Source organism: Streptacidiphilus sp. MAP12-20 (assembly GCF_041262525.1).
Lineage (GTDB): Bacteria > Actinomycetota > Actinomycetes > Streptomycetales > Streptomycetaceae > Streptacidiphilus.
In genome coordinates, this window is sequence record NZ_JBGCCK010000008.1 from 13,775 (window position 1) to 38,518 (window position 24,744).

Annotated in this window: 18 protein-coding genes; 15 read left to right on the top strand and 3 right to left on the bottom strand. The window is 72.2% G+C overall.

The window, feature by feature from the left end; all coding sequences use genetic code 11:
* Positions 1–97: 97 nt before the first annotated feature.
* Positions 98–2,050, bottom strand: coding sequence for a glycoside hydrolase family 15 protein (locus ABIA32_RS12535; protein ID WP_370094642.1), 1,953 nt, complete (start codon positions 2,048–2,050; stop codon positions 98–100).
* 411 nt (positions 2,051–2,461) lie between these two features.
* Between ABIA32_RS12535 and ABIA32_RS12540 the strand changes: the two genes are divergently transcribed.
* The 11 genes from ABIA32_RS12540 to ABIA32_RS12590 all read left to right on the top strand — a co-directional run bounded on the left by ABIA32_RS12540 (position 2,462) and on the right by ABIA32_RS12590 (position 16,954).
* Positions 2,462–4,123: a CTP synthase gene (locus ABIA32_RS12540; protein WP_370094148.1), complete on the top strand. Its 1,662-nt coding sequence runs from the start codon at positions 2,462–2,464 to the stop codon at positions 4,121–4,123.
* A gap of 52 nt (positions 4,124–4,175) precedes the next feature.
* A complete protein-coding gene (locus ABIA32_RS12545) occupies positions 4,176–4,820 on the top strand; it encodes an NUDIX domain-containing protein (protein WP_370094149.1) in 645 nt (214 codons plus the stop codon).
* Between the two features lie 145 nt (positions 4,821–4,965).
* Complete coding sequence (locus tag ABIA32_RS12550; protein ID WP_370094150.1) at positions 4,966–7,662, top strand: tetratricopeptide repeat protein; 2,697 nt, start codon at positions 4,966–4,968, stop codon at positions 7,660–7,662.
* A gap of 413 nt (positions 7,663–8,075) precedes the next feature.
* Positions 8,076–9,191: an alanine dehydrogenase gene (gene ald / locus ABIA32_RS12555; protein ID WP_370094644.1), complete on the top strand. Its 1,116-nt coding sequence runs from the start codon at positions 8,076–8,078 to the stop codon at positions 9,189–9,191.
* Positions 9,192–9,699: 508 nt separating this feature from the next.
* Positions 9,700–10,638, top strand: coding sequence for a ParA family protein (locus tag ABIA32_RS12560; protein ID WP_370094646.1), 939 nt, complete (start codon positions 9,700–9,702; stop codon positions 10,636–10,638).
* Positions 10,635–11,204, top strand: a complete 570-nt coding sequence (locus ABIA32_RS12565; protein ID WP_370094151.1) for a hypothetical protein — start codon at positions 10,635–10,637, stop codon at positions 11,202–11,204. The genes ABIA32_RS12560 and ABIA32_RS12565 overlap by 4 nt, the downstream gene beginning before the upstream one ends.
* Positions 11,205–11,283: 79 nt before the next feature.
* The gene (locus ABIA32_RS12570) at positions 11,284–12,180 is read left to right on the top strand and encodes a ScpA family protein (RefSeq protein ID WP_370094152.1); all 897 of its coding nucleotides are present in this window, start codon (positions 11,284–11,286) and stop codon (positions 12,178–12,180) included.
* A gap of 787 nt (positions 12,181–12,967) precedes the next feature.
* Positions 12,968–13,630 carry an SMC-Scp complex subunit ScpB gene (scpB, locus tag ABIA32_RS12575; RefSeq protein ID WP_370094649.1) on the top strand — a complete coding sequence of 221 codons (663 nt, stop codon included), beginning with the start codon at positions 12,968–12,970 and terminating at the stop codon, positions 13,628–13,630.
* Positions 13,631–13,694: 64 nt separating this feature from the next.
* Complete coding sequence (locus ABIA32_RS12580) at positions 13,695–14,768, top strand: pseudouridine synthase (RefSeq protein ID WP_370094153.1); 1,074 nt, start codon at positions 13,695–13,697, stop codon at positions 14,766–14,768.
* Positions 14,769–14,773: 5 nt separating this feature from the next.
* Complete coding sequence (locus ABIA32_RS12585) at positions 14,774–15,361, top strand: TetR/AcrR family transcriptional regulator (protein WP_370094154.1); 588 nt, start codon at positions 14,774–14,776, stop codon at positions 15,359–15,361.
* Between the two features lie 96 nt (positions 15,362–15,457).
* The gene (locus ABIA32_RS12590) at positions 15,458–16,954 is read left to right on the top strand and encodes a DHA2 family efflux MFS transporter permease subunit (RefSeq protein ID WP_370094155.1); all 1,497 of its coding nucleotides are present in this window, start codon (positions 15,458–15,460) and stop codon (positions 16,952–16,954) included.
* A gap of 41 nt (positions 16,955–16,995) precedes the next feature.
* Here the strand turns inward: ABIA32_RS12590 and ABIA32_RS12595 are convergent, their stop codons facing one another.
* Both ABIA32_RS12595 and ABIA32_RS12600 read right to left on the bottom strand, forming a co-directional pair.
* Positions 16,996–19,146: a hypothetical protein gene (locus tag ABIA32_RS12595; protein ID WP_370094156.1), complete on the bottom strand. Its 2,151-nt coding sequence runs from the start codon at positions 19,144–19,146 to the stop codon at positions 16,996–16,998.
* 153 nt (positions 19,147–19,299) lie between these two features.
* On the bottom strand, positions 19,300–19,638 hold the full coding sequence (locus ABIA32_RS12600; protein WP_370094157.1) for a DUF952 domain-containing protein: 339 nt from the start codon (positions 19,636–19,638) through the stop codon (positions 19,300–19,302).
* A gap of 75 nt (positions 19,639–19,713) precedes the next feature.
* On the opposite strand from ABIA32_RS12600, the gene ABIA32_RS12605 reads away from it, so the two are divergent.
* The 4 genes from ABIA32_RS12605 to der all read left to right on the top strand — a co-directional run bounded on the left by ABIA32_RS12605 (position 19,714) and on the right by der (position 24,733).
* Positions 19,714–20,847 carry a M24 family metallopeptidase gene (locus ABIA32_RS12605; protein ID WP_370094159.1) on the top strand — a complete coding sequence of 378 codons (1,134 nt, stop codon included), beginning with the start codon at positions 19,714–19,716 and terminating at the stop codon, positions 20,845–20,847.
* 225 nt (positions 20,848–21,072) lie between these two features.
* Entirely contained in the window at positions 21,073–22,155 is a 1,083-nt protein-coding gene (locus ABIA32_RS12610; protein ID WP_370094161.1) for a prephenate dehydrogenase, read from the top strand.
* A 345-nt stretch (positions 22,156–22,500) separates the two neighbouring features.
* On the top strand, positions 22,501–23,199 hold the full coding sequence (cmk, locus tag ABIA32_RS12615) for a (d)CMP kinase (RefSeq protein ID WP_370094163.1): 699 nt from the start codon (positions 22,501–22,503) through the stop codon (positions 23,197–23,199).
* 70 nt (positions 23,200–23,269) lie between these two features.
* Positions 23,270–24,733 carry a ribosome biogenesis GTPase Der gene (der, locus tag ABIA32_RS12620; RefSeq protein ID WP_370094165.1) on the top strand — a complete coding sequence of 488 codons (1,464 nt, stop codon included), beginning with the start codon at positions 23,270–23,272 and terminating at the stop codon, positions 24,731–24,733.
* The last annotated feature ends 11 nt before the right edge of the window (positions 24,734–24,744 follow it).

A 24,744-nucleotide genomic window follows, 5' to 3' on the forward strand; every position in this document is an offset into this window, starting at 1 on the left:
GGAGGGTCGGTTGCACCATCAGGGGCGCGAGGGCTTGTCGCGCACGCAGTTCATCGAGCAGAGCCTCGCGCCCCACAAGGCGCTGCCCTGCCGAACGTCAGAGGCCCGGCAGACCGGCGACAGCCGTGAGGCGGAGCGCCGTGTCGATCAGGGGGACGTGGCTGAAGGCCTGCGGGAAGTTGCCCACCTGGCGCTGGAGGCGGGGGTCCCACTCCTCCGCGAGCAGGCCGACGTCGTTGCGGATGCCCAGCAGCCTGTCGAACAGCTCCCGCGCCTCGCCCACGCGGCCGATCATCGCCAGGTCGTCCGCCAGCCAGAACGAGCAGGCCAGGAACGCGCCCTCGTCGCCCGGCAGGCCGTCCACGCCCTCCGAGCCGCCGCTCGTCGGGTAGCGCAGCACGAAGCCGTCCGGGGTCAGCAGCTCGCGCTGGATCGCCTCGATCGTGCCGATCACCCGCTTGTCGTCCGGCGGCAGGAAACCCACCTGGGGGATCAGCAGCAGCGAGGCGTCCAGCTCGCGGGAGCCGTAGGACTGGGTGAAGGTGTTGCGTTCCTTGTCGTAGCCGTTGGCGCAGACGTCCTCGTGGATGGTGTCGCGCAGCTCGCGCCAGCGCTCCAGCGGGCCCTCGTGCGGGGTCTGCTCGATCATCCGGATCGTGCGGTCGACCGCGACCCAGGCCATCACCTTGGAGTGGACGAAGTGGCGGCGCGGGCCGCGGACCTCCCAGATGCCCTCGTCCGGGTCGTTCCAGTGGTCCTCCAGCCAGGAGATCAGCCGCAGCTGCAGCATGTGGGCGTGGTCGTTGCGGGCCAGGCCGGTCATGTGGGCCAGGTGCAGCGCCTCGACGACCTCGCCGTACACGTCCAACTGGAGCTGGTCGGCCGCGCCGTTGCCGATCCGGACCGGGACCGAACCCTCGTAGCCGGGCAGCCAGTCCAGCGTGCTCTCGCTCAGCTCCCGTTCGCCCGCGATCCCGTACATGATCTGCAGGTTCTCCGGGTCGCCCGCGACCGCGCGCAGCAACCACTCGCGCCAGGCGCGGGCCTCGTCGCGGTAGCCGGTGCGCAGCAGCGAGGAGAGGGTGATCGTCGCGTCCCGCAGCCAGGTGAAGCGGTAGTCCCAGTTGCGCACCCCGCCGATGTCCTCGGGCAGCGAGGTGGTCGGCGCGGCGACGATGCCGCCGGTGGGCGCGTAGGTGAGCGCCTTGAGGGTGATCAGCGAGCGGACCACGGGCTCGCGGTAGGGGCCCTGGTAGGTGCACTGGGCGACCCAGTCGCTCCAGAACTCCTCCGTGGTCGCCAGCGCGTCCTCGGGGTCCGGCATGTCGGGCGGGCCCAGGTGGGAGGGCTGCCAGGTCAGCGCGAAGGCGATCCGCTCGCCCGCACCGACGGTGAAGTCCGCGTAGGTGGTGAGGTTGCGGCCGTAGGTCTCGGCCTCGCCGTCGAGCCAGACCGAGTCAGGGCCGGCCACGGCGACCGTCCTGGTCTGCCCATCGACCTCGACCCGGTGCACCCAGGGCACGACACGCCCGTACGAGAAGCGCATCCTGAGCGCGGAGCGCATCCGCACCCGGCCGCTGAGACCCTCGACGATCCGGATCATCTGCGGCACCGCGCCGCGCTCCGGCAGCCCGCGGGGCGGCATGAAGTCGATCACCCGAACGGACCCACCGGGGGAGTCCCATTCCTGCTCCAGGATCAGCGAGTCGCCCCGGTAGCGGCGGCGCGCGGCCGGCGGCGCGGGGGCGGCCGCGGTCGGCGGCAGCGCCCGGAACTCGCCGGTGTCCTCGAACGCCGCGACCTGTTCCGTGCCACCCGTCGGCGCCGTCGCGCCCGCCCCGGGCGACGTCGCCTCCTCGGCCGGCTCGGGCAGCGGCTCGGCCGGGCCGATCCGCCAGAAGCCGTGCTCGTCCGTGCCGAGCAGGCCGGCGAAGACGGCGGGGGAGTCGAACCGGGGCAGGCAGAGCCAGTCCACCGCACCGTCCCGGCTGACCAGGGCGGCAGTCTGCATGTCACCGATGAGCGCGTAGTCCTCGATGCGGGCGGCCACGTGGTTCTCCAGTTCACGGTGAAGACTGAGCGGGTGCTGGACATTGAGCGGGTGCTGGACACTGTGCGGGACGGGGGTGCAGTACGGCTGGAACCACGAACGACTCGCCATCGTGGAAGCCCTGAGCCCTGCTCGGTATGGCAGTTGGCCGCTGTGGCGGCTTGGGCCGGTGGGGCCGTGAAACCGGAAGGTGTCCGTGCAGAATACTTCGGATCATGCGGTGACCGGGAGCGCTTCTGGAACCGGCGCGCCGGGCGCGCGGTACCGGAGCGCAGGTGGGCGGCACGGCTGATACCCTGGTACTCCGTGGATTGGTTCCGAGTTCGACTCGGAGCCCTTCTCGATCCACCACCTCTGGCACCCCCGCGACGGGTCGGTGCGGGTGATGACGCGACCCACGGGAGCCCCCTCTTGGCACAGCCCCATTCCGGTAAGGCCGGCACGACGACCAAGCATCTCTTCGTCACCGGGGGCGTCGCCTCCTCGCTCGGCAAGGGGCTGACCGCCTCCAGCCTCGGGGCCCTGCTCAAGGCACGCGGACTGCGGGTCACGATGCAGAAGCTGGACCCGTACCTGAACGTCGACCCCGGCACGATGAACCCGTTCCAGCACGGCGAGGTCTTCGTCACCGACGACGGCGCCGAGACCGATCTCGACATCGGCCACTACGAGCGCTTCCTCGACACCAACCTGCACGGCAGCGCCAACGTCACGACCGGCCAGGTCTACTCGACGGTGATCGCCAAGGAGCGCCGCGGCGAGTACCTGGGCGACACCGTCCAGGTCATCCCGCACATCACCAACGAGATCAAGTCGCGGATCCGCCGCATGGCGACCGAGGACGTCGACGTCGTCATCACCGAGGTCGGCGGCACCGTCGGCGACATCGAGTCGCTGCCCTTCCTGGAGGCCGTCCGCCAGGTCCGCCACGAGGTCGGCCGGGACAACGTCTTCTTCGTGCACGTCTCGCTGCTGCCCTACATCGGCCCCTCCGGCGAGCTCAAGACCAAGCCGACCCAGCACTCCGTCGCCGCGCTGCGCAACATCGGCATCCAGCCGGACGCGATCGTGCTCCGCGCCGACCGCGAGGTCCCGCAGGCCATCAAGCGCAAGATCTCGCTGATGTGCGACGTCGACGAGGAGGCCGTGGTCGCGGCCATCGACGCCAAGTCGATCTACGACATTCCGAAGGTGCTGCACAGCGAGGGCCTGGACGCCTACGTCGTGCGCCGCCTGGACCTGCCGTTCCGCGACGTGGACTGGACCCAGTGGGACGACCTGCTGCGCCGTGTCCACGAGCCCAGCCGCACCGTGAAGATCGCGCTGGTCGGCAAGTACATCGACCTGCCCGACGCCTACCTGTCGGTGACCGAGGCGCTGCGCCACGGCGGCTTCGCCAACCACGCCAAGGTCGAGATCAAGTGGGTCACCTCGGTCGACTGCGAGACCCCCGAGGGCGCCCGCGAGCAGCTCGGTGACGTGGACGCGATCTGCATCCCCGGCGGCTTCGGCGAGCGCGGCGTGGACGGCAAGGTCGGCGCGATCACCTTCGCCCGCGAGAACGGCGTCCCGCTGCTCGGCCTCTGCCTGGGCCTGCAGTGCGTGGTCATCGAGGCCGCGCGCAACCTGGCCGGGCTGGGCGACGCCAACTCGACCGAGTTCGACGCCGCCGCCAAGCACCCGGTCATCTCGACGATGGCCGAGCAGCTGGAGATCGTCGACGGCAAGGGCGACCTGGGCGGCACCATGCGCCTGGGCCTCTACCCGGCGAAGCTCGCCGAGGGCTCGATCGTCCGTGAGGTCTACGGCGGCGAGCAGTACGTCGAGGAGCGCCACCGTCACCGCTACGAGGTCAACAACTCCTACCGCAGCGAGCTGGAGAAGACGGGCCTCCAGTTCTCCGGTCTCTCGCCCAAGGGCGACCTGGTCGAGTACGTCGAGTACCCGCGCGAGGTGCACCCCTACCTGGTGGCGACCCAGGCCCACCCGGAGCTGAAGTCCCGCCCGACGCGCCCGCACCCGCTCTTCGCGGGCCTGGTCGCCGCGGCGATCAAGGTGCAGGACGCCGAGTAGGGTCCGGTACCAGGCACGCAAGCAGCAGGGAAGCCGTCCGGCTCCGGGGAGGATGTCGATCGTGGAGCAGCGTCAGGTCTTGCAGGACAGTCCCGATTCGTGGGAGGTCGTCGCCGAGCGCACCTCTTTCGAGGGAAAGGTCTGGGACATCGTCTCCGACGACGTCGTCATGCCGGACGGCCGCGCGGCGACGCGCGACTACATGAAGCACCCCGGCGCGGTCGGGGTGCTGGCCCTGGACGAGCAGGGCCGGGTGCTGCTGGTGCGCCAGTACCGGCACCCGGTCCGGCACCGGCTCTGGGAGCTCCCGGCCGGCCTGCTCGACATCCCCGGCGAGAACCCGCTGCACGCGGCCCAGCGCGAGTTCTACGAGGAGGCCCACCACAAGGCGGGCGACTGGCGGGTCCTGGTCGACCTCTACCCGAGCTCGGGCGGCTCCGACGAGGCGATCCGGGTCTTCCTGGCCCAGGACCTCGCCGAGGCCGACGGCGAGCGCTACGCGGCGACCGGCGAGGAGCTCGACCTCCAGGTCCGGCGCTTCGACCTGGACGAGGTCGTGGCGATGATCCTCGCCGGCGAGCTCCACAACGGCGCGCTGATCGCCTCGGCGCTGGCGCTCAAGGCGGCGTTGGCCGGCGCCGGTCTGGAGGCGCTGCGGCCTGCGGACGCCCCTTGGCCCGCGCGTCCGTTCGAGTGAGCTTGGACTGAGCACGCGCCCGCCGGTACGAAGGTGTGCCTGGCTGTGCGCCGAGTGAATTACGCTGCGTCAGAAGTCCGCAGTTCATTCGGTTTCTGACGGTCTCTGTCTGACGGTTTCTGTCTGACGGACGGGAGCGGCGCGCGTGTCAGCTCAGTCGGCCTTGGCCTCGACCATCGGCGTGCCCGTAGCGCCCACGCCCTTCGTGGGGCGGCGGGCCGAGCTGGCGCGGCTGCGCGAGGAGTGGGAACGGCCGGGACCCGGTGCGACCCCGCCGGGTCCTCGGGTGCTGCTGGTCGCGGGCCGTCCGGGCTCCGGCCGGACCTCGCTGGCGCTGCGCCTGGCGGAGCAGCTGACGACCGGCTTCGCGCTCTCCGCGCATCTCTCGCTCTCGGCGCCCTTCCCTGCCCGCCGCCTGCTCGACGCGCTGGGCCTGCCCCGGCCCACGGCGCTGGCCGCGGAGGACGCGGAGACCGCCGCTGAGGCCGCGCTGCGCGAGCACTTCGCGTCGGAGCCGGTCCTGCTCGTTCTCGACGACGTGACGGACGCGGCACAGGTCCGGGCGCTGCTGCCGCAGTCGCCGGGCTCGCTGGTGGTGGCGGTCGCGGCCGGTCCGCTGAGCGCGATCCACGACGTCCGGCCGTGCGTGCTGGGCGGCCTCGACTACACCTCCGCCCGCGAACTCCTCGCCGCGCTCGCGGGCGACATCCGGGTCGTCGTCGACCCGGTCGCCGCGCAGGCGCTCTCGGAGGCCGTCGCCTGCCACGCCGGCGCGCTGCGCCTCCTCGGCGGCTGGCTCGCCGCCCGCCCCCGCGCCTCCGTCACCGACGCCCTCCGCGCGCTGCGCGAGATCCCCGCAGACGTCTTTCCCGACCCGGGCCCGCCGCCGAGCGGTGCAGGCGCCGCACCTTCGCGCGTGGACGCTCCGACGGATGGTCAGGGCCCGTCGGCAGGCCGTCGGGGGTGGGGGCAGGGTGCCGTCGGGACCGGAGCGGACGGCAGGACTCCCGATGCAGCCGGTTTCCCGCGCGGCCAGGGCTCGGAGCCCGGCGACCCGCCGGACTCCTCGGCGGAGCCGGGTCGCCCGGCGCGGGGGCGGAGTGCCCCGACCGGCGCGGACCGCACGGCCTCCGACGCGGCAGGTCTCGCGCGTGGCCAGGGTTCGGAGCCCGGTCACCCGCCGGGGACCTCGGCCGGTGGACAGGCCGCGTCCCGTCGCGTCGGCGGCGGCAGGAATCCCGGCGCAGCCGACCCGGGCGCGCCTGCCGAGCCGACACGGTCCGCCTGGCGGTGGGGCGGACCGCGCCGCGCGGGAGCCGGGGCTTCCGGCGACGCGGGCTCGGCGCGGGAGACCGTGCCCGAATCGACGCGGCCTGAATCGACTGCGCCGGCCCCGCCGAAGGCGCCGGACCGGGGCATGCCCGTCCTCGGCCTGCCCGGGCAGGCCGTGCCGCCCATGCCGACGTATCCGCCGGGGGCGGCGGGCGCCGACCGGAAGGCGTCCGGCCCGGCGACGGCTCCGCCGCCACCGCCGCGCGGCGCGCAGCGCAGCGACGATCCGCTGCGGCGCGCGTTCGCGCTCGTCTACGGCGGGCTCGGCGCGAGTGCGCAGCTGCTGCTGCGGCTGGCGACGGTCGTGCCCGGCGGGGTGCTGGACGCGCGCGGGGCGGCCGCGCTGGTCGGCAGCCCGATCGAGGCCGCGGGCGCGCTGCTGGGGTCCCTCGCGGCACAGCAGTTGCTGCGGGACGAGGGCGACGGCCACTACCGCCTGCCGGAGAGCCTGCGGCCGGTCCTCACCCGCCTGCGCGAGGCGGAGGACAAGCCCGCCCTCGTCGAGCTCGCCGAGGCGCGCTGGCTGGAGCGCCAGGTCCGGCTGCTCGGCGCCTGCCTGGTCCGGCTCGCGCCCGAGCAGGCGCCCACGGACGGGGAGGTGCCTCCCGTGCCGCTGCGCTTCCGCAGCGCGGCCGAGGCCTGGGCCTGGCTCGACTCCGCCCTGCCCACGCTGCTGCCCGCCGTGGACGCGGGCGTCGCGCGCGGCGGCCTGGACGGTCTGATGACCCGGCTGGCGACCGTCATGGTCCGGGCGCTGCCGGTCTGGGGGGAGGGCAGGGGCCGTTCCGTCGCGGTCGAGCAGTACGCGCTGCACTCCGCCGTACAGGAGCTCGCGCGCCGCAGCGGGCAGCCGCGTCGGCAGGCGGCCGCGCTGGTCAATCTCGGCGATCTGCACGCCGCCGCCGGCGAACACGCCCGCGCGATGGAGCGCTACCGGGGCGCGCTCGCTCCGGCGCGCGCCGCGCAGGACCACGTCGCGGTCGGGCGCATCCTGGAGGCCACGGCCGGCGCGTACCGCGCCTCGGGCGACCTGGTCCGCGCCGTCGACTTCTACGGTCGCGCCCTCACGCTGCGCCGCAACCGTGGTGAGCGCGCCGACGAGGCCCGCCTGCTGGGCCGGCTGGCCGCGACGCACAGCGCGCAGGGGCGCTACCAGGACGCGCTGCGCGAGTACCGCGCGGCGGTGGCCCTGTACCGCAAGCTCTCCGACGAGGCGGGCGCGGTCGGCGCGATCCTGGGCGCGGCCCGGGTCCAGGAGCTCTCCGGCGGCACCGAGGCCGCGCTGCGCACGCAGCGCGAGGCGCTGGAGGCCGCCCGCCGGGTCGGGGGCCGCCTGGAGGGCCTCGTCCTGCTCCGCATGGCGGACGCCCTCGAACGCGCCGGCGACCCCGCCGGCGCCCGCCTCCAACGCACCCAGGCCACCACCCTCGGCGCCCCCACCCCACCCCCGCCCGCTCAGCCTCCGGCCCCCCAACCCCCCGCCCCCCGCCGCGACCCCGAACCCCCCTGACCCGCCAGCCCGCGCCCCCAACATCCACGCCCGGCTGCTCCAGCACACCCGCCGACGCCCGATTCCCCCCGTGTCAGGCGTCACGCGCCCGCAGGTGCCGGACCTCCGCCCGCCCCCAGGCGCAGCCGTCGCCTCCCGCCCCGGCCTGCTGGCCCCTGCCCACCGCAGGCGGAATGCCGTGGTTTCGATTGAATGTCCGAGTTGTTAAATTTCTAGTGATTCGACGGCGTGTCGCTCGCGCAAGCCTACGAAACTGCCAACCGATCCGAAGCTTTTGGTCAGTTTGGAAGGCTGTCGCATCCCCCCGGCTTCATTACACTCGGAAGTGCCGCGCAAGCAGTGCCGCTGCGCGTGGCTTCCGCCTGCGTTCCCGCCGGTGGGAGGAAACCCCATGTGCAAGGGACGTGTTCGTCGTGAAGGTCGGCATCCCCCGCGAGGTCAAGAACCACGAGTACCGCGTGGCCATCACGCCTTCTGGCGTGCATGAGCTGGTCCGTAACGGGCACGAGGTGTTCATCGAGAACAACGCCGGTGTCGGCTCCTCGATCCCCAACGAGGAGTACGTCGCCGCCGGTGCGACGATCCTCGAGACCGCTGACGAGGTCTGGTCCACGGCCGACCTCCTGCTGAAGGTCAAGGAGCCCATCGCCGAGGAGTACCACCGCCTCCGCAAGGGTCAGACTCTCTTCACCTACCTCCACCTCGCCGCGTCCCGCGAGTGCACCGACGCGCTGCTGAGCTCGGGCACCACCGCCATCGCCTACGAGACGGTTCAGCTCGCCAACGGCGCTCTGCCGCTGCTCGCCCCGATGTCCGAGGTCGCGGGCCGGCTGGCCCCGCAGGTCGGTTCGTACCACCTGATGCGTCCGGCCGGCGGCCGCGGCACCCTCCCCGGCGGCGTGCCCGGCACGCACCCGGCCAAGGCCGTCGTCATCGGCGGCGGCGTCTCCGGCTGGCACGCGGCCACCATCGCCATCGGCATGGGCTACGACGTGACCCTGCTCGACCGCGACATCAACAAGCTGCGCGAGGCCGACAAGATCTTCGGTAACAAGATCAAGGCCATCGCCTCCAACTCCTTCGAGCTGGAGAGGGCCGTCCTCGAGGCCGACCTGGTCATCGGCGCGGTGCTGATCCCGGGCGCCAAGGCCCCGAAGCTGGTCACCAACGAGCTGGTCTCCCGCATGAAGCCGGGCTCCGTGCTCGTCGACATCGCCATCGACCAGGGCGGCTGCTTCGAGGACTCGCACCCGACCACCCACGCCGAGCCCACCTTCATGGTGCACAACTCGGTCTTCTACTGCGTGGCCAACATGCCGGGTGCGGTGCCCAACACCTCCACCTACGCGCTGACCAACGCGACCCTGCCCTACATCCTCGAGCTGGCCAACCGCGGCTGGGTCGAGGCCTGCCGCCGCGACGCCGCGCTGGCCAAGGGCCTGAACACCCACGAGGGTCAGCTGACCTACCGTGAGGTCGCCGAGGCCAACGGCCTGCCGTTCGTCGAGCTGGCCGACGTCCTCGCCTGACGGGACGCCATGTAGCACGGCCCTGAAGGGCGCCGCACGTTCCGTGCGGCGCCCTTCAGGCGTTTCCTTCGGCGTGTCCGTCAATCGCGCGCCGTTCAGTATCACCCTCGGCAGAGGAGTGAACAGGGGTGTCCCCGCAGGCCGAACGGCAGTTTCGTACAGTGCCTGGGACCTTTGGACAGCAATTGTCATATCGACATGTTGGTTAGTGCATCACTGGTGTGCTGGTTGACGCTACTGTGTCGTTGCTAGGCTGCGGTGCGGTGAATGCCGCCCACTGGAGGGGGCAGAGCCCCGAAGCCCGGTCACAACGGCGGTCGCCAAGGAGGTAAGACGACTTGTGAATGAGTCGACAATTGCTCCCGGGAGTGGCGGCCCGCGCACTTTTGACGCACGTCAGCAGCAGCCCGGCTACCCGAGCCTGGAGTACCCGATTTCCGATCATGACGCGCTGCGCTACGCGAGCGCGCTGGACGCCCCCGTCGAGCCCGGCCTGGTGCAGAGCGAGATGGCGGACGGTCAGTTCTACGACCCCGACGCCGAGTACGAGCCGGACCCGGAGTACGCGGCCACCCTCGCCCCCGACGCCGCGCGCCAGCGCCGCGAGCGGGTGGGTCCCACAGGTCGGGCGCTCCCGTACTTCCCGATCCCCTCACCGCTCACCGAGCACGGCCCGGCGCGCATCGTCGCCATGTGCAACCAGAAGGGCGGGGTCGGCAAGACGACCTCGACCATCAACCTGGGCGCGGCGCTGGCCGAGTACGGCCGCCGCGTTCTGCTGGTCGACTTCGACCCGCAGGGCGCCCTCTCGGTCGGCCTGGGCGTCAACCCGATGGAGCTGGACCTCACCGTCTACAACCTGCTCATGGAGCGGGGTCTGACGGCCGACGAGGTGCTGCTGAAGACGGCCGTGCCCGGGATGGACCTGCTCCCCAGCAACATCGACCTGTCGGCAGCCGAGGTGCAGCTGGTCAGCGAGGTGGCGCGGGAGTCGGCGCTGGCGCGGGCGCTCAAGCCGCTGCTGAACGACTACGACTACGTCATCATCGACTGCCAGCCGTCCCTGGGCCTGCTGACGGTCAATGCGCTGACGGCCGCTCACAGTGTCATCGTGCCGCTGGAATGCGAGTTCTTCGCGCTGCGCGGGGTCGCGCTGCTCACCGAGACCATCGAGAAGGTCTGCGAGCGGCTCAACCCCGACCTGCGCCTGGACGGCATCCTGGCCACGATGTACGACTCGCGCACCGTGCACAGCCGCGAGGTGCTGGCACGCGTGGTCGAGGCGTTCGGTGAGCACGTCTTCCACACCGTCATCGGTCGCACGGTCCGCTTCCCCGAGACCACGGTGGCCGGCGAGCCGATCACCACCTACGCGTCCAACTCGGTCGGCGCCGCCGCCTACCGCCAGCTCGCCAGGGAGGTGCTCGCCCGGTGCCCCGTCGAGTGAGTCTCCCGGGGGCGGACGAACTGTTCCGGACCACCGGGGGGACCGCACTCACGCCCGTGCCGCGTGCGCCGGACCAGTCCAACGGGTCGGCCGCGTCGCCCGCCCCCGGGCCGTCCGGGGAGCCGCGGCGGCAGGCGTCGGCCTCCGGGTCTGCCTCCGCGTCGGAGGAGGGCCGTCCGGCCGATCCGGCGGGGGAGCACGGCGCGGTCGCCGCGCCGTCCTCCGCGCCATCCGTCCCCGGCCCCTCGCGGGGCGACGCGGGGTCCGCGACCAAGGCCGCCCAGGCGGCGTCCGACGCGGTCTCCCAGCCCTCCGCCGCGCGCCGCAAGCCGCGGGCCCCACGCTCCCGGCCGACGGGGCGTGAACGGCACGAAGAGAAGATCACCGTCTACGTCTCCGCCGAGGAGCTGATCGACCTGGAGCACGCCCGGCTGGTGCTGCGCGGCGAGTACGGCCTCGCGGTGGACCGCGGCCGGATAGTGCGTGAGGCGGTGGCCGTGGTCCTGGCCGACCTGGAGCAGCGCGGCGAGGCCAGCATCCTGGTCCGGCGGCTGCGCGGGCGCTGAGGCGCGCTTTCGCGCGGCGCTTGATCGCCCAGGCGCGGCGCTCGCCCCGTCGGCGGGTGACAGGGCACGATAGGCCCCGATGCACACCCCGCCCGAATCCCAGACCCCGTCGACAGATGAGCCGCCCGAGCAGCCGTCCGGCGGGTTTCTGGTGCGCCTGGACAACTTCGAGGGCCCGTTCGACCTGCTGCTGAGCCTGATCGCGAAGCACAAGCTGGACGTCACGGAGGTCTCGCTCTCGAAGGTGACGGACGAGTTCATCGCGCACATCCGGGCCATGGGCCCGGACTGGGACCTGGACCAGGCGAGCGAGTTCCTCGTCGTCGCGGCGACGCTGCTGGACCTGAAGGCGGCCAGGCTGCTGCCGGTCGCGGAGCTGGAGGACGAGGAGGACCTCGCCCTGCTGGAGGCCCGCGACCTGCTCTTCGCCCGACTGCTGCAGTACCGCGCGTACAAGCGCGTCGCGGCGCTGTTCGCGGAACGGTGGGAGGCGGAGCAGCTGCGGCGGCCGCGGACGGTCGGGCTGGAGCCGCAGTTCGCGGAGCTGCTGCCGGAGGTGGTCATCAGCATCGGCCTGGACGCCTTCGCCAGGCTGGCGGCGAAGGCGATGGAACCGAAGCCGAAGCCGGTCGTCTACGTGGACCACATCCACACGCCCAAGGTCAGCGTGCGCGAGCAGGCGGAGCTGATCGTCGCGCTGCTGCGGGAGCAGGGCGAGGCCCGCTTCGCGGAGCTGGCGGCGGACGCGCCGGACGTGCTGACGGTGGTGGCGCGCTTTCTCGCGCTGCTGGAGCTGTACCGGGAGAAGCTGCTGGCCTTCGACCAGCCCGAGGCCCTGGGTGAGCTCCTCATCCGCTGGGTCGCTGACGGCGAGGTGGAGGTGGCGGCGGACCTCGGCGACGAGTTCGACGCGCCTGCGGCTCCGCTGGACTCGGCGGAGGACGCAGGCAAGAGCGGCAAGGGCAAGGAACGCTGACATGACCGACCACCCCGACGACATCCCCGCCCCCCGTCGCCGCCTCGGCCTCCCCGGCCGCCCCCGCCCCGGCGAACAGCTCGAAACGGTCTTCCGCGACGAGGTGGTCGACGACCCGGATGCGGGAAGGCATTCGGCCCGGTTGGGCGACCCGGACACGGCTGCCGCGGACGCGGCGCCGGCCGAGTCGGCACCCGCGAGGGCAGTGACCGACCCGCCGAGGCGGGGTCCCGGCCACGCAGGGACCGGTGAGCCGACAGCCGGGCCCTCGGTGCGGCATCCCGGCCACGCGCCTTCGGCCGCGGCAGGCGGATCTGCGGTCGAGCCGGTCCTTCCGCCACCCGCCCACGGGCCTTCGGCCGTGGCGTCCGGCGATGCGGTGCTGGCGGAGCGGGCGCCGCTCGGAGCCGAGCCGCCGAGGCGTGTACCGAGCCACGAGGCTTCGCCCGGGGCCCCGGAGAGCGTGGGCGCTGCGCCCACGCCGGAGGCGATCGCGCCGAGCCTGTCCGCACGAGCGGCTGCCCCGGAGCCGGAGCCGGAGCCGGAGCCCGAGTCCGAGTCCGAGCCGGAGCCCGAGCTCGCGCCCGAGGCGGTTGCCGCGCCGGAGCCGGAGCCGGAGCCGGAGCCCGAGCTCGAGTCCGAGCTCGCGCCGGAGGCGGTTGCCGCGCCGCCGCGCCTGCCCGGGCCCACGCGGGAGCTCGGCGCGGAGCCGTCGAGGCGTGTGCCGAGCCACGAGGCTTCGCCCGGGGCCCCGGAGCGCGTGGGCGCTGCGCCCGCGCCGGAGGCGATTGCGCCGAGCCTGCCCGCGCCCGCGCGGGCGGCTGCCCCGAAGCCCGCGCCCGCGCCGGAGGCGGAGGTCGGGGACGGGCCTGAGATTCCACTGAAGGCCGCGCTCGAGGCCGTGCTCATGGTCGTGGACGAGCCCGTCACCGTCGCGCGGCTTGCCGAAGTGCTCGAGCGGCCGAAGAAAGTCGTCGCCGCGGCGCTCGCCGCGCTCGCGGCGGAATACGACGCACAGGAGCGGGGATTCGAGCTGCGGTTTGTCGCGGGCGGGTGGCGGTTCTACACGCGGGCGGTGTGCGCGCCCGTCGTGGACAGGTTCGTGCTGGACGGGCAGCAGTCGCGGTTGACGCAGGCCGCGTTGGAGACGCTGGCGGTCATCGCGTACCGGCAGCCGGTCTCCCGTTCGCGGGTCTCCGCCGTGCGTGGTGTGAACTGTGACGGCGTCATGCGTACCCTGGTACAGAGAGGTCTGGTCGAGGAGTCCGGTTCGGAGCCGGAGACGGGGGCGTTCCTGTACCGGACCACTCACCACTTCTTGGAACGGATGGGGCTGCGCGGCCTGGACGAGCTGCCGGAGCTGGCCCCCTTCCTCCCCGAGGCCGACGACGTGGAGGCGGACTCGCAGGAGGGGTCCGTGATCGCCGAGGCGGTCGCGGCAGCAGATTGACAGACGACGGCCGGACCAGCCAGGTCAGGCGGACCAGACGGACAAGCAGAACAGCGGACTTTTGATGCGTAGCGGTAACAGCAGGAACAGCAGCGGCGGCGGTTCGGGCTCCAAGGGACGGGGCCAGGGCCAGGGCGGGAGCCAGCGCCGCGGCCAGGGCGCGGGCGGCAGCGACAAGGGCACGCCCCGTCCCGAGCAGCGCCGCTACGACCGTCCGGAGTGGGGCGGCGGTGAGAACGCCAAGCCGCGCCCGGCAGGAGCGGGCGGCGGCGCCGGCCGTGGCGGCACGGGCCGTGTCGGCCAGATCCGGCCCAAGGGCACGGCCCCCTCGCGTCCGCGCGAGCTGCAGGCCCGCGTCGAGGACGCGGTCCGCGCCCGCCACGACAAGCCCGCCAAGCAGGTCACCGGCACCGACCTCGAGGGCGAGCGCCTGCAGAAGGTGCTGGCCCGCGCGGGCATGGGCAGCCGCCGCGCCTGCGAGGAGCTGATCGATCAGGGCCGCGTCATGGTCAACGGCGAGGTCGTGCGCGAGCAGGGCAAGCGCGTGGACCCGAACACGGACAAGATCGAGGTCGACGGCCTGACCGTCGCCACCCAGAACTACCTCTTCTTCGCGTTGAACAAGCCGGCCGGCGTCGTCGCGACCATGGAGGACCCGGACGGCCGTCAGTGCCTGGGCGACTACGTGAACAACCGCGAGACGCGGCTCTTCCACGTCGGCCGCCTCGACACCGAGACCGAGGGCATCATCCTCCTCACCAACCACGGCGAGCTGGCCCACCGTCTCACCCACCCCAAGTACGGCGTGAAGAAGACCTACCTCGCGGCCATCCAGGGCCCGATCCCGCGCGACCTGGGCAAGCAGCTCGCCAAGGGCATCGAGCTCGAGGACGGCTGGGCCCGCGCGGACGGCTTCAAGGTCGTCCAGAACGTCGGCAAGAACTACCTCGTCGAGGTCACCCTGCACGAGGGTCGCAAGCACATCGTCCGGCGCATGCTGGCCGAGGCGGGCTTCCCGGTCGAGAAGCTGGTGCGCACGCAGTTCGGTCCGATCGCGCTCGGCGACCAGAAGTCCGGCTGGCTGCGCCGCCTGACCAACCCCGAGGTCGGCCAGCTGATGAAGGCCGTGGGGCTCTGACCGAAGTGACCCAGGCAGCGGCGGCGGGGCGGGGTCGGCTGACGGCCGAGCGCGAGGGGGAGCTGTACCGGCATGTCATCGAGCTGGTCCGCGAGGTGGGCTACGACTCGCTGACCATGGACGCCGTCGCCGCCCGCGCCCACAGCAGCAAGGCCACGCTCTACCGCCAGTGGAAGGGCAAGCCGCAGCTGGTCGCCTCCGCGATGCGGCACACCCGCCCGCGGCTGCTGGACGACGTCGACACCGGCAGCCTCCGCGGCGACCTGCACGCGCTCGCCGAGGCCAACATGGCGCTCGAGGACGACACCGTCTTCATGAACGCCATCGGTCACGCCGTCCACCTCAACCCGGATCTCGGCGTGGCGCTGCGCGAGATGCTGATCGAGCCCGTGCTGGCGCTGCTCCGGACCATGCTGGCGCGCGCGGTCGAGCGGGGCGAGCTGCGCGAGGGCGCGGCGGCGGGCGAGTTCCTCGGCCACATGCTGGTCGGCGCGCTTCCGGCCCGGAAGGTCCTGGACGATCAGTTCGCCGACCCGGACTTCATGAAGCGGTACATCGACGCCGTCGTGCTGCCGGCGCTGCTCAACAGCTGAGACCTTCGTCACATACGCCCATCGAAACGACTTCGTTTCGATGGGCGTATTGTATGAACGAGTAGTACGAAACCGTTTCGTTCAATCGGAGTGCTCATGTCGCAGACAGCCGTCGCACGCGAAAGCGTCGAGACAGGCCGCGCTGCCGTCCGGTCCGGCAGCCACCGCTGGTGGGTGCTGGCCGTCATCGGCATCGCGCAGCTGATGGTGGTGCTCGACGGCACCATCGTGAACATCGCCCTGCCCTCGGCTCAGCAGGCCCTGGGCTTCTCCAACGCCGACCGGCAGTGGATCGTCACCGCCTACGCGCTCGCCTTCGGCAGCCTGCTGCTGCTCGGCGGACGGCTGGCCGACCTGTTCGGGCGCAAGATCGTCTTCCTGGTCGGCGTCGGCGGGTTCGCGGCCGCCTCCGCACTCGCGGGGGCCGCCGGGGACTTCTCCGTCCTGGTCACCGGCCGTGCGCTGCAGGGCCTCTTCGGCGCGCTGCTGGCGCCCGCCGCGCTGTCGATCCTCAACACCACCTTCACCGACGCCAAGGAGCGCGCCAAGGCCTTCGGCATCTTCGGCGCCATCGCCGGCGCCGGCGGCGGCATCGGACTGCTCCTCGGCGGGCTGCTCACCGAGCACGCCAGCTGGCGCTGGACCCTCTTCGTCAACCTGCTCTTCGCCGCCCTCGCGCTCGCCGGAGGCGTCACCTTCCTGCGCAAGGGCGCTCCGGCCGACCGGCCCAAGCTCGACATCCCCGGCACTTTCCTCGTCTCCGCCGGTCTCTTCGGCCTGGTCTACGGCTTCTCCAACGCGAACTCGCACGGCTGGGGCTCGCCGCAGACCTGGGGCTTCCTGGCCGCCGGCGGCCTGCTGCTCGCCGTCTTCACCTGGTGGCAGACCCGCGCCGAGCACCCGCTGCTGCCGCTGCGCGTGCTGCTGGACCGCAACCGAGGCGCGAGCTTCATCGCCTTCGGCATCACCGGCGCGGGCATGTTCGGCGTCTTCCTCTTCCTGACCTACTACCTCCAGGAGACGCTGCACTACAGCCCGGTCCAGACCGGCCTCGGCTTCCTGCCGATGATCGGCGCGCTCATGGTCGCCGCGCAGCTCGCCACGTTGGCGCTGCTGCCCAGGATCGGCCCGAAGCCGCTGGTGCCCTTCGGTATGGCGCTGGCCGCGATCGGCATGGTCTGGCTCACCAACCTGGGCCTGCACAGCTCCTACGCCTCGGCCGTGCTGCCGCCGCTGCTGGTGATGGGCTTCGGCCTCGGTCTGATCATGCCGGTGGCGATGAGCCTGGCCACCGACCGGATCGGCGAACAGGACGCGGGCGTGGCGTCGGCCGCCGTCAACACCATGCAGCAGATCGGCGGTTCGATCGGGACCGCGCTGCTCAACACCCTCGCCACCAGCGCGGGCGCGAGCTACCTGGTCGGCAAGGCGCCGTCCCCGGAGGCCATGGCCCAGGCGCAGCTGCACAGTTACGCCACCGCCTACTGGTGGTCGGCAGGCTTCTTCGTCGTCGGCCTGGTCCTCAGCGCCGTGCTCTACCGGCGCGGCCGGCCCCAGCAGGACGCGAACGCGCCCGTCGCCGTCCACATGTGACGGTGCTCCATGCGGACGGGACGGGCGCGAACGGGTGACAGTTAAGCGGCGGCGGCCTGCTGCGCCTGCTTGATCAGAAGGTCGGCCTGCTTCACCAGCAGGTCGGCCTTCCTGTCGCCGAGGCGGCCGTGGCCGAAGGCGACGTCGTCCAGCGCGGCCGCGATCTGGGCGACCAGCGCGTCGCGCTCGGCGCCGAGCGTGGTCAGCGTCGCCTCGTCGGCCAGGTAGGTGGCGTCACCGGTCGAGACCGAGGAGACGCCCTTGTTCGACAGCGTCAGCGTGGCCGCGGCGAAAGCGCCGACACCCGCGTTGAGCTGCTTGTAGGCGGCGGCCACCTTGGCGTACTGGTGGGCGCTGTGCTCCAGCGGGTCGGGCATCCCTGACGTCTTCAGGAACGGCGTGAGCACCACGCCGTCGCTGAGGTAGTCGTCCCGCAGGCCGGTCAGCGCCATCATGGTCGGCCGGATGTCGGTGTGGTCGGACCACACCTTGTCCGTCACGCCCAGGTGCTTGACGCCGACGCCGGCGATGCCGAGCCAGGTGGTGTTGATGTCGCTCGCGAAGTCACCGTGGTTCCACGCGTAGCCCGGGCCCAGCGCCACACACGAGGAGTTGCAGTTCGGCGCGCCCGCGTAGACGTAGTAGTTCGGATCCGCGAACGAGGTGAACGTCGGGGTGCGGGCCGCGTCGCCGGTGACCATGTGGAGCAGCTTCATCTCCGTCCGGTCGGCCAGGTAGCTGTTGACCGTGTCGGTGTTCCCGGTGATCGGGTTGACCGCGGTCACCTTGGCCCAGGCCTGCTCCAGCGCACGGGTGCTCCCCGCGGTCTGGGCCGGGTTGCCGGTGACGTAGAAGTTCGGCGCGGAGTCCGAGTGGACCTTGTAGGGCGTCGTGACGCCCTGCTGGGTGGCCAGCAGGCCCGCCGAGTTGGCGTTGACCTCGCCGATCTGCGCGTAGCTGCACGGGGTGGTCACGCCGTCGCAGTTCGCCGGGATGGGCTTGCCGCCGACGAAGTGGTCGTTCTCGTCGGAGGTCACCACGAAGTCGGTGTTCTTGGTGGTGATGCCGTCCTTGGCGAGCCGGGTGAAGAAGGCGGAGAAGGCGTCGTCGTAGGTCTTCAGCTGGGTCACGTATCCGGCCTCGCCCGGCCCCATCGCGCCGTAAGGAGCGGCGTGGCGGTCGTGCGCGTCGGAGATGTACGCGTAGGTGACCGGGACGCCGGCCTCCTGCATCTGCGCCACGTAGCCGAGCGAGTTGGCCGCGCTCATGCCGTCGAAGCCGGGGAAGCCCGGATTGCCGTGGGAGTCGGTGATCTGGGTGCCGGCCGTGGAGTTCACCACGCCGGTGCCGGAGATCGCCGGGTCCACCGACTTGGCGCCGAACAGCGCCTGGTAGCCGGTGTAGCCGCCAGGCTCGTCCGGCAGCAGGTCCGCGCTGGCGCCCGTTCCTGCGGCGGCGCAGAGCTTGGAGTTCTGCGCGCAGTGGACGCCGATGCCGACGTAGTCGGCCTGCGCCTTGGCCTGGTCGGCCTTGGCCTCGGCGGCCTGCGCGGAGTTGGCCCCGAAGACCTTGTTGATGTCGACGGTGGTGTTCTCCAGGATGGTGTTCGCCGCGGACACCGCGCCGAAGTCGCAGCCCGAACGGGTGTAGGAGACCCAGGGCGCGGGGGCGTTCTTCCCGTCCTTGGTCACCATCGTGTAGGCGGCGTCGCTGGGCGTGGGCACCGAGGTGTCGGCCACGCCGTCGGTCCAGTAGGCGAAGCTGCTGGCCGAGTTGGAGGTGCCGTCCGGGTTGAAGTACCGGTACGAGTTGGAGACCGCCTGGCCGTGCCGGTCGCCGTAGACGCCGGTCAGCGAGGTGAGGATGTCGTTGCCGGTGTGCGCGATCAGCGGCGTGTGGTGGTTGCTGTCCAGCACGCCGTTGCTGGAAAGGAAGTTGAGCAGATGCGGCATCTGCTCCAGGTCGGACGGCACGTTCGGGTTGTCCCGGGTGAAGTGCACGTTGTCGAACTGCAGGTAGATGACGTGCTTGAGACCTGGGTTGGTCGCGTCCAGACGACACGCCCCCGCTTGGTCCGCCCCCGCCTTCACCTGCGCCGGCGCGCTCTGCGCCGCCGTCGCCGGGACCGCGACAGCGGCCCCGATTCCGAGCCCGGCGGTTACCGCCAGGGCCAGCACCTTGCTCTTGCGCATCCTGCTCCCTCGTTGGTCCCGTGTCGTGTATGACGCGCGTAGAACGTGACGCACCACAGTGGCACGGGGGCAGCGAGTGCGAAAGAGGACCTACGGGGACTCATCGTTACCCGCAGGTGAATTGACGGAGAATCACACCACCGCTACGACGGGTCAGCTCCAGACCGCGAGCGAGGCCCAGCGGCCGCTCGCATCCCGCTCGACCTCCAGCATCCCGACGACGGCCGTGCGGTTCACCGGCCCGTAGATGTGCGGGAAGGTCACGCCCTCCTCGATCTCGTCCCAGCGCACGGGCGCGTCGAGCGCGTCCTCGTCGATGAGCAGCACCATCAGCGGCCCCCGGGTCCGGGAGAACCGCGCGTTCGCGACGGCGAGGGCCTGCTCCTCGTCGGCGGAGCAGTGGATGAACCCCTCCAGCGCCAGCGAGGCCGTGGCGTAGGGGCGGTCCGGATGTTCCAGCCAGGCATCGAGAGGAGTCAGGTGGAAGAGCATGTCCTGTTTGTACCCCAACTCGCGCCGCGCGAGTAGAGGGCTGCGGTGACGGGCGGGGCGTGATGGACTTCTGCCATGGCACACGACGCGGCTGTTGACCCTGACCTCTACCCCGCCGACCGGATCGGCCGCGCCCAGGCGGCGGCCAAGGCCGCCGGGCTGGACGCCCTGCTGATCTCCCCGGGCGCGGACCTGCGTTACCTGACCGGCTACGAGGCACTGCCGCTGGAGCGGCTCACCTGCCTGGTCGCACCCGCCGAGGGCGCCCCCTTCCTGGTCGTCCCGCTGCTGGAGCAGCCCGCCGCCGAGGCCTCGCCGGTCGGCGCGCTGGACGTCGAGATCGTCCCGTGGCGCGAGACCGAGGACCCCTACGCGCTGGTCGCCGCCCGGCTGCCGCGCGGGCTCGGCAGGGTCGGCCTGGACAACCACATGTTCGCCGAGAAGGTCCTCGCCTTCCGCGACGCGCTTCCCGGCGCCGAGCAGACGCTGGCCGGGCGCGTCCTCGGCGAGCTGCGCATCCGCAAGAGCCCGGCCGAGGTGGCGGCGCTGCTGGAGGCCGCCGAGGCGATCGACAAGGTCCACTCAGCGATGGAGGAGTGGCTGCGCCCCGGCCGCACCGAGCGCGAGGTCGGCCGCGACATCGCCGACGCGATCATCGCCGCCGGGCACGTCCGGGTCGACTTCGTCATCGTCGCCTCGGGCCCCAACGGCGCGAGCCCGCACGCGGAGGTCTCCGACCGGGTGATCCGCGAGGGCGAGCCGGTCGTCGTCGACATCGGCGGCACGATGCCCTCGGGCTACTGCTCCGACTCGACCCGCAACTACTGCGTCGGCCGCCCGCCGGCCCGCTACGACGCCCTCTACGAGGTGCTGCTGGCCGCGCAGAAGGAGCAGTGCGACACGGTGGCGCCGGGAGTGACGGCGGAGGCGCTGGACGCCGTCGGCCGCGACCTGATCACCAAGGCCGGCTACGGGGACTACTTCATCCACCGCACCGGCCACGGCATCGGCCTGGAGACCCACGAGGAGCCCTACATCGTCTCCGGCTCGGCGCGGCCCCTGGAGCCGGGCATGGCCTTCTCCATCGAGCCCGGCATCTACCTGCCCGGCGAGTTCGGCGCTCGGATCGAGGACATCGCCGTCTGCACGCCCGACGGCGGCGAGCGGCTCAACCTCACCAGCCGGGAGCTGCGCATCCTGGCCGGCTGAGGCTGAGCGTCCTGTCGGGCGGCCCGCGTCTTGCCCTGCGGACGGTCGTGTCAGCAGTCGGGCACTCGCGGTTACGGTGACAGCACAGCGGCCCCGCCGATCGGATCGGACTGCGCCCCGAGCCGATCGGCCGCCGTTAGTCCGCTGGTCCGCTAGCCCGCTCGTCGGTCGGCGATGATGTTGAGCAGCTGTCGTCGCAATCAGAAGCTGAGGACGTACCCCGCCATGCGCACCGCCCTCGTGATCGGCACCGGACTGATCGGCACCTCCGTCGCGCTCGCGCTCACCGCGCGCGGCATGACGGTCCACCTGCGCGACGCCGACCCCGACTCCGCCCGCACCGCCGCGTCGCTCGGCGCGGGCACGGTCGACCCGCCGGAGGGCGTCGTCGACCTGGCGGTCGTCGCGGTGCCGCCGGCGCTGATCGGCCGGGTGCTGGCCGACGCCCAGCGCGAGGGCCTGGCCCGCCACTACACGGACGTGGCGAGCGTCAAGGAAGGCCCGCGCCAGGACGTCGTCGCCCTCGGCTGCGACACCAGCGTCTACATCGGCGGCCACCCCATGTCCGGCGCCGAGCGCAGCGGCCCGCTGGCCGCGCGAGCCGACCTCTTCGAGGGCCGCACCTGGGTGCTCACTCCGATGCCGGACACCGACACCGACACCCTCAACGCGGCGCTGGAACTGGTCGCGCTGTGCGGGGCGGTCCCGGTGGTCATGGACGCGGCCGCGCACGACCGCGCGGTCGCGCTGGTCTCGCACACACCGCAGGTCCTGGCCTCGCTGGTGGCGGCGCGGCTGGAGCACGCCTCGGAGAACGCGGTCAGGCTGGCCGGCCCCGGCATCCGCGACACGACCCGGATCGCCGGGTCGAACCCGGCGATGTGGGTCGAGATCCTGAGCGCGAACGCGGGGATAGTGGCCGACATCCTGGAGGAGCTGGCGAGCGACCTCGGCGGCGCGGTCGCCGGTCTGCGGTCGCTGCAGGCCGAGGACGAGGCGAAGCGCGGCGAGGGCGCCGAGGCGGTCGCGGACGTGCTGCGCCGCGGCAACGCGGGCCGGGCCCGCATCCCCGGCAAGCACGGGGCTCCGCCCACCCGCTACGAGGACGTGGCCGTCCTCATCGGCGACCAGCCGGGCGAACTGGCCCGCCTCTTCGCTGACGCGGGCCAGGCGGGGGTCAACATCGAGGACGTGACGATCGAGCACTCGACCGGCCAACAGGCCGGCTTCGTGACCCTCTCGGTGGCCCCGGGCGTGGTGGCGACGCTGGTCGCTGCGCTCCGCGACCGCGGCTGGAGCCTTCGGTAGCCCTTCGGCAAGCGGGTCGGTTGCACTCCCCGAGGGGCGCGGGGCTCTGCTCGATGAACTGCGTGCACGAACAACCACTGACGAGCGGATGGCCCTGCTCGTTCGGGGACTCACCGCACAGGGTGGCTTGTCGCGCACGCAGTTCATCGAGCAGAGCCCCGCGCCCCTGGGTAGTGCGGCTGACCCTCTTGCTCAGAGGCTCGCGCCCACGCAGGGGGCGCCTCCCGGCCGAAGGCTGGGGGAGGAGCCGCAAATCAGCGGAGCCCCGCGCCCTGGCAGTGTCACCAATTGCGGACGGTAACCTTTATGTAGTACCCCTGCCGTCGCTCCCCGAAGGATCTCACCGTGGACAACTCCTCTGCCCCGGTCGTCGTCGTGCTCGACGGCCCCGCCGGCACCGGAAAGTCGACCGTGTCGCGGGAGATCGCGTCGCAGCTGGGGCTCAGCTTTCTCGACACCGGCGCCATGTACCGCGCCATGACGTACTGGCTGCTGACCAACGGCGTCGAGGTCGACGACGCCGACGCGGTCGCCGTCGCGTCCGCGAAGCCCGCGATCGTCTCCGGTACCGACGCCGGGACGCCCACCATCACCGTCGACGGCGTCGACGTCTCGACGCCCATCAGGGAGCAGCCGGTGACCGCCGCCGTCAGCGCGGTCAGCGCCGTGCCGGAGGTGCGGGACCGGCTCGTCGAACTGCAGCGGGAGTCCGCGCTCGCCGCGCCCCGCGGCATCGTCGCCGAGGGGCGCGACATGGGCACCGTCGTCTTCCCGCGCGCCGACCTGAAGGTCTTCCTCACCGCGTCCGCCGAGACCCGCGCCGCCCGCCGCGCGGCTCAGCTCGGCGTCACCGACGAGACCGAGATAGCGGCCATCCTGACCGACATCAACCGCCGCGACGCCGCCGACTCCAGTCGGGCCACCGCGCCGCTGCGGAAGGCCGACGACGCCGTCGAGGTCGACACCAGCGAGATGAGCCCCGACCAGGTCGTCGCGCACATCATCGGGCTGGTGCGCGACCGCGCCGCCGCCCGCCTGGGCTGACGCCGCCCGCCAGGGCCTTCGCCCTCCCGAACCGCTTGCCGCAGATGAAGACGAGAGTTGGCACCGCCAGATGAGCATTGAGAACGCCGGACATGCCGGTCACGGCGAGCTTGACGACGCCGAGTACGCCGAGTTCATGGAGCTCGCCTCGGAGGAGGGCTTCGACCTCGAAGAGATCGGCGACCTCGACGCCGAGGGCCGCCACGTGCCGCTGCCGGTGCTCGCCGTCGTCGGCCGCCCGAACGTCGGCAAGTCCACGCTGGTCAACCGCATCATCGGCCGCCGCGAGGCGGTCGTCGAGGACCGTCCCGGGGTCACCCGTGACCGGGTCCAGTACGAGGCCACCTGGAACGGGCGCCGCTTCAAGCTGGTCGACACCGGCGGCTGGGAGATCGACGCGCTGGGCCTGGAGGGCCTGGTCGCCGCGCAGGCCGAGATGGGCATCGAGAACTCCGACGCCGTGCTCTTCGTCGTCGACGCCAATGTCGGCGCGACCGACACCGACGAGGCGCTGGTCAAGCTGATCCGCCGCTCCGGCAAGCCGGTCGTGCTCTGCGCCAACAAGGTCGACGGCATCTCCGGCGAGGCCGACGCGGCCGCGCTGTGGAACCTCGGCCTCGGCGAGCCCTTCCCCGTCTCCGCGCTGCACGGCCGCGGCTCCGGCGACCTGCTCGACGCGGTCCTGGAGAAGCTGCCCGAGGCCCCCGAGCAGACCTTCGGCGACCAGACGCTCGGCGGCCCGCGCCGCGTCGCGCTGATCGGCCGTCCGAACGTCGGCAAGTCCAGCCTGCTGAACCAGGTCGCCGGTGAGGACCGCGTGGTCGTCAACGAGCTGGCCGGCACGACCCGCGACCCGGTCGACGAGATGATCACCCTCGGCGGCAAGACCTGGAAGTTCATCGACACCGCCGGTATCCGCCGCCGCGTGCACCAGACCGCGGGCGCGGACTTCTACGCCTCGCTCCGGACGGGGGCCGCGCTGGAGAAGGCGGAGGTCGCGGTCATCCTGATCGACTGCAGCGAGACGCTGACCGAGCAGGACACGCGCATCATCTCCATGGCCGTCGAGGCCGGCCGCGCCGTCGTCATCGCCTACAACAAGTGGGACCTGCTGGACGAGGAGCGCCGCTACTACCTCGAGCGCGAGATCGAGCAGGACCTGGTCCAGGTCCAGTGGGCGCCCCGGGTCAACGTCTCCGCCCGCACCGGCCGCCACATGGAGAAGCTGGTCCCGGCGATCGAGACCGCGCTTGCCGGCTGGGAGACCCGCATCCCGACCGCGCGCCTGAACGCCTTCCTCGGCGAGCTCGTCGCGGCCCACCCGCACCCGGTGCGCGGCGGCAAGCAGCCGCGCATCCTGTTCGGCACGCAGGCCAGCACGAAGCCGCCGCGGTTCGTGCTCTTCGCCTCCGGCTTCATCGAGGCGGGCTACCGGCGCTTCGTCGAGCGCCGGCTGCGCGAGGAGTTCGGCTTCGTCGGAACGCCGATCTCGATCTCCGTGCGGGTCCGCGAGAAGCGCGGGCGCAAGAAGTAGGCGACACGGCT

What these genes read in the sequence shown, in the direction of transcription:
- ABIA32_RS12600 (WP_370094157.1), bottom strand. Translation starts at nt 19,638, where the DNA reads ATGCTCTTCCACCTGACTCCTCTCGATGCCTGGCTGGAACATCCGGAC.
- der (WP_370094165.1), top strand. Translation starts at nt 23,270, where the DNA reads ATGAGCATTGAGAACGCCGGACATGCCGGTCACGGCGAGCTTGACGAC.
- ABIA32_RS12590 (WP_370094155.1), top strand. Translation starts at nt 15,458, where the DNA reads ATGTCGCAGACAGCCGTCGCACGCGAAAGCGTCGAGACAGGCCGCGCT.
- ABIA32_RS12545 (WP_370094149.1), top strand. Translation starts at nt 4,176, where the DNA reads ATGTCGATCGTGGAGCAGCGTCAGGTCTTGCAGGACAGTCCCGATTCG.
- ABIA32_RS12570 (WP_370094152.1), top strand. Translation starts at nt 11,284, where the DNA reads ATGCACACCCCGCCCGAATCCCAGACCCCGTCGACAGATGAGCCGCCC.
- ABIA32_RS12595 (WP_370094156.1), bottom strand. Translation starts at nt 19,146, where the DNA reads ATGCGCAAGAGCAAGGTGCTGGCCCTGGCGGTAACCGCCGGGCTCGGA.
- ABIA32_RS12605 (WP_370094159.1), top strand. Translation starts at nt 19,714, where the DNA reads ATGGCACACGACGCGGCTGTTGACCCTGACCTCTACCCCGCCGACCGG.
- ABIA32_RS12580 (WP_370094153.1), top strand. Translation starts at nt 13,695, where the DNA reads ATGCGTAGCGGTAACAGCAGGAACAGCAGCGGCGGCGGTTCGGGCTCC.
- ABIA32_RS12560 (WP_370094646.1), top strand. Translation starts at nt 9,700, where the DNA reads ATGGCGGACGGTCAGTTCTACGACCCCGACGCCGAGTACGAGCCGGAC.
- ABIA32_RS12610 (WP_370094161.1), top strand. Translation starts at nt 21,073, where the DNA reads ATGCGCACCGCCCTCGTGATCGGCACCGGACTGATCGGCACCTCCGTC.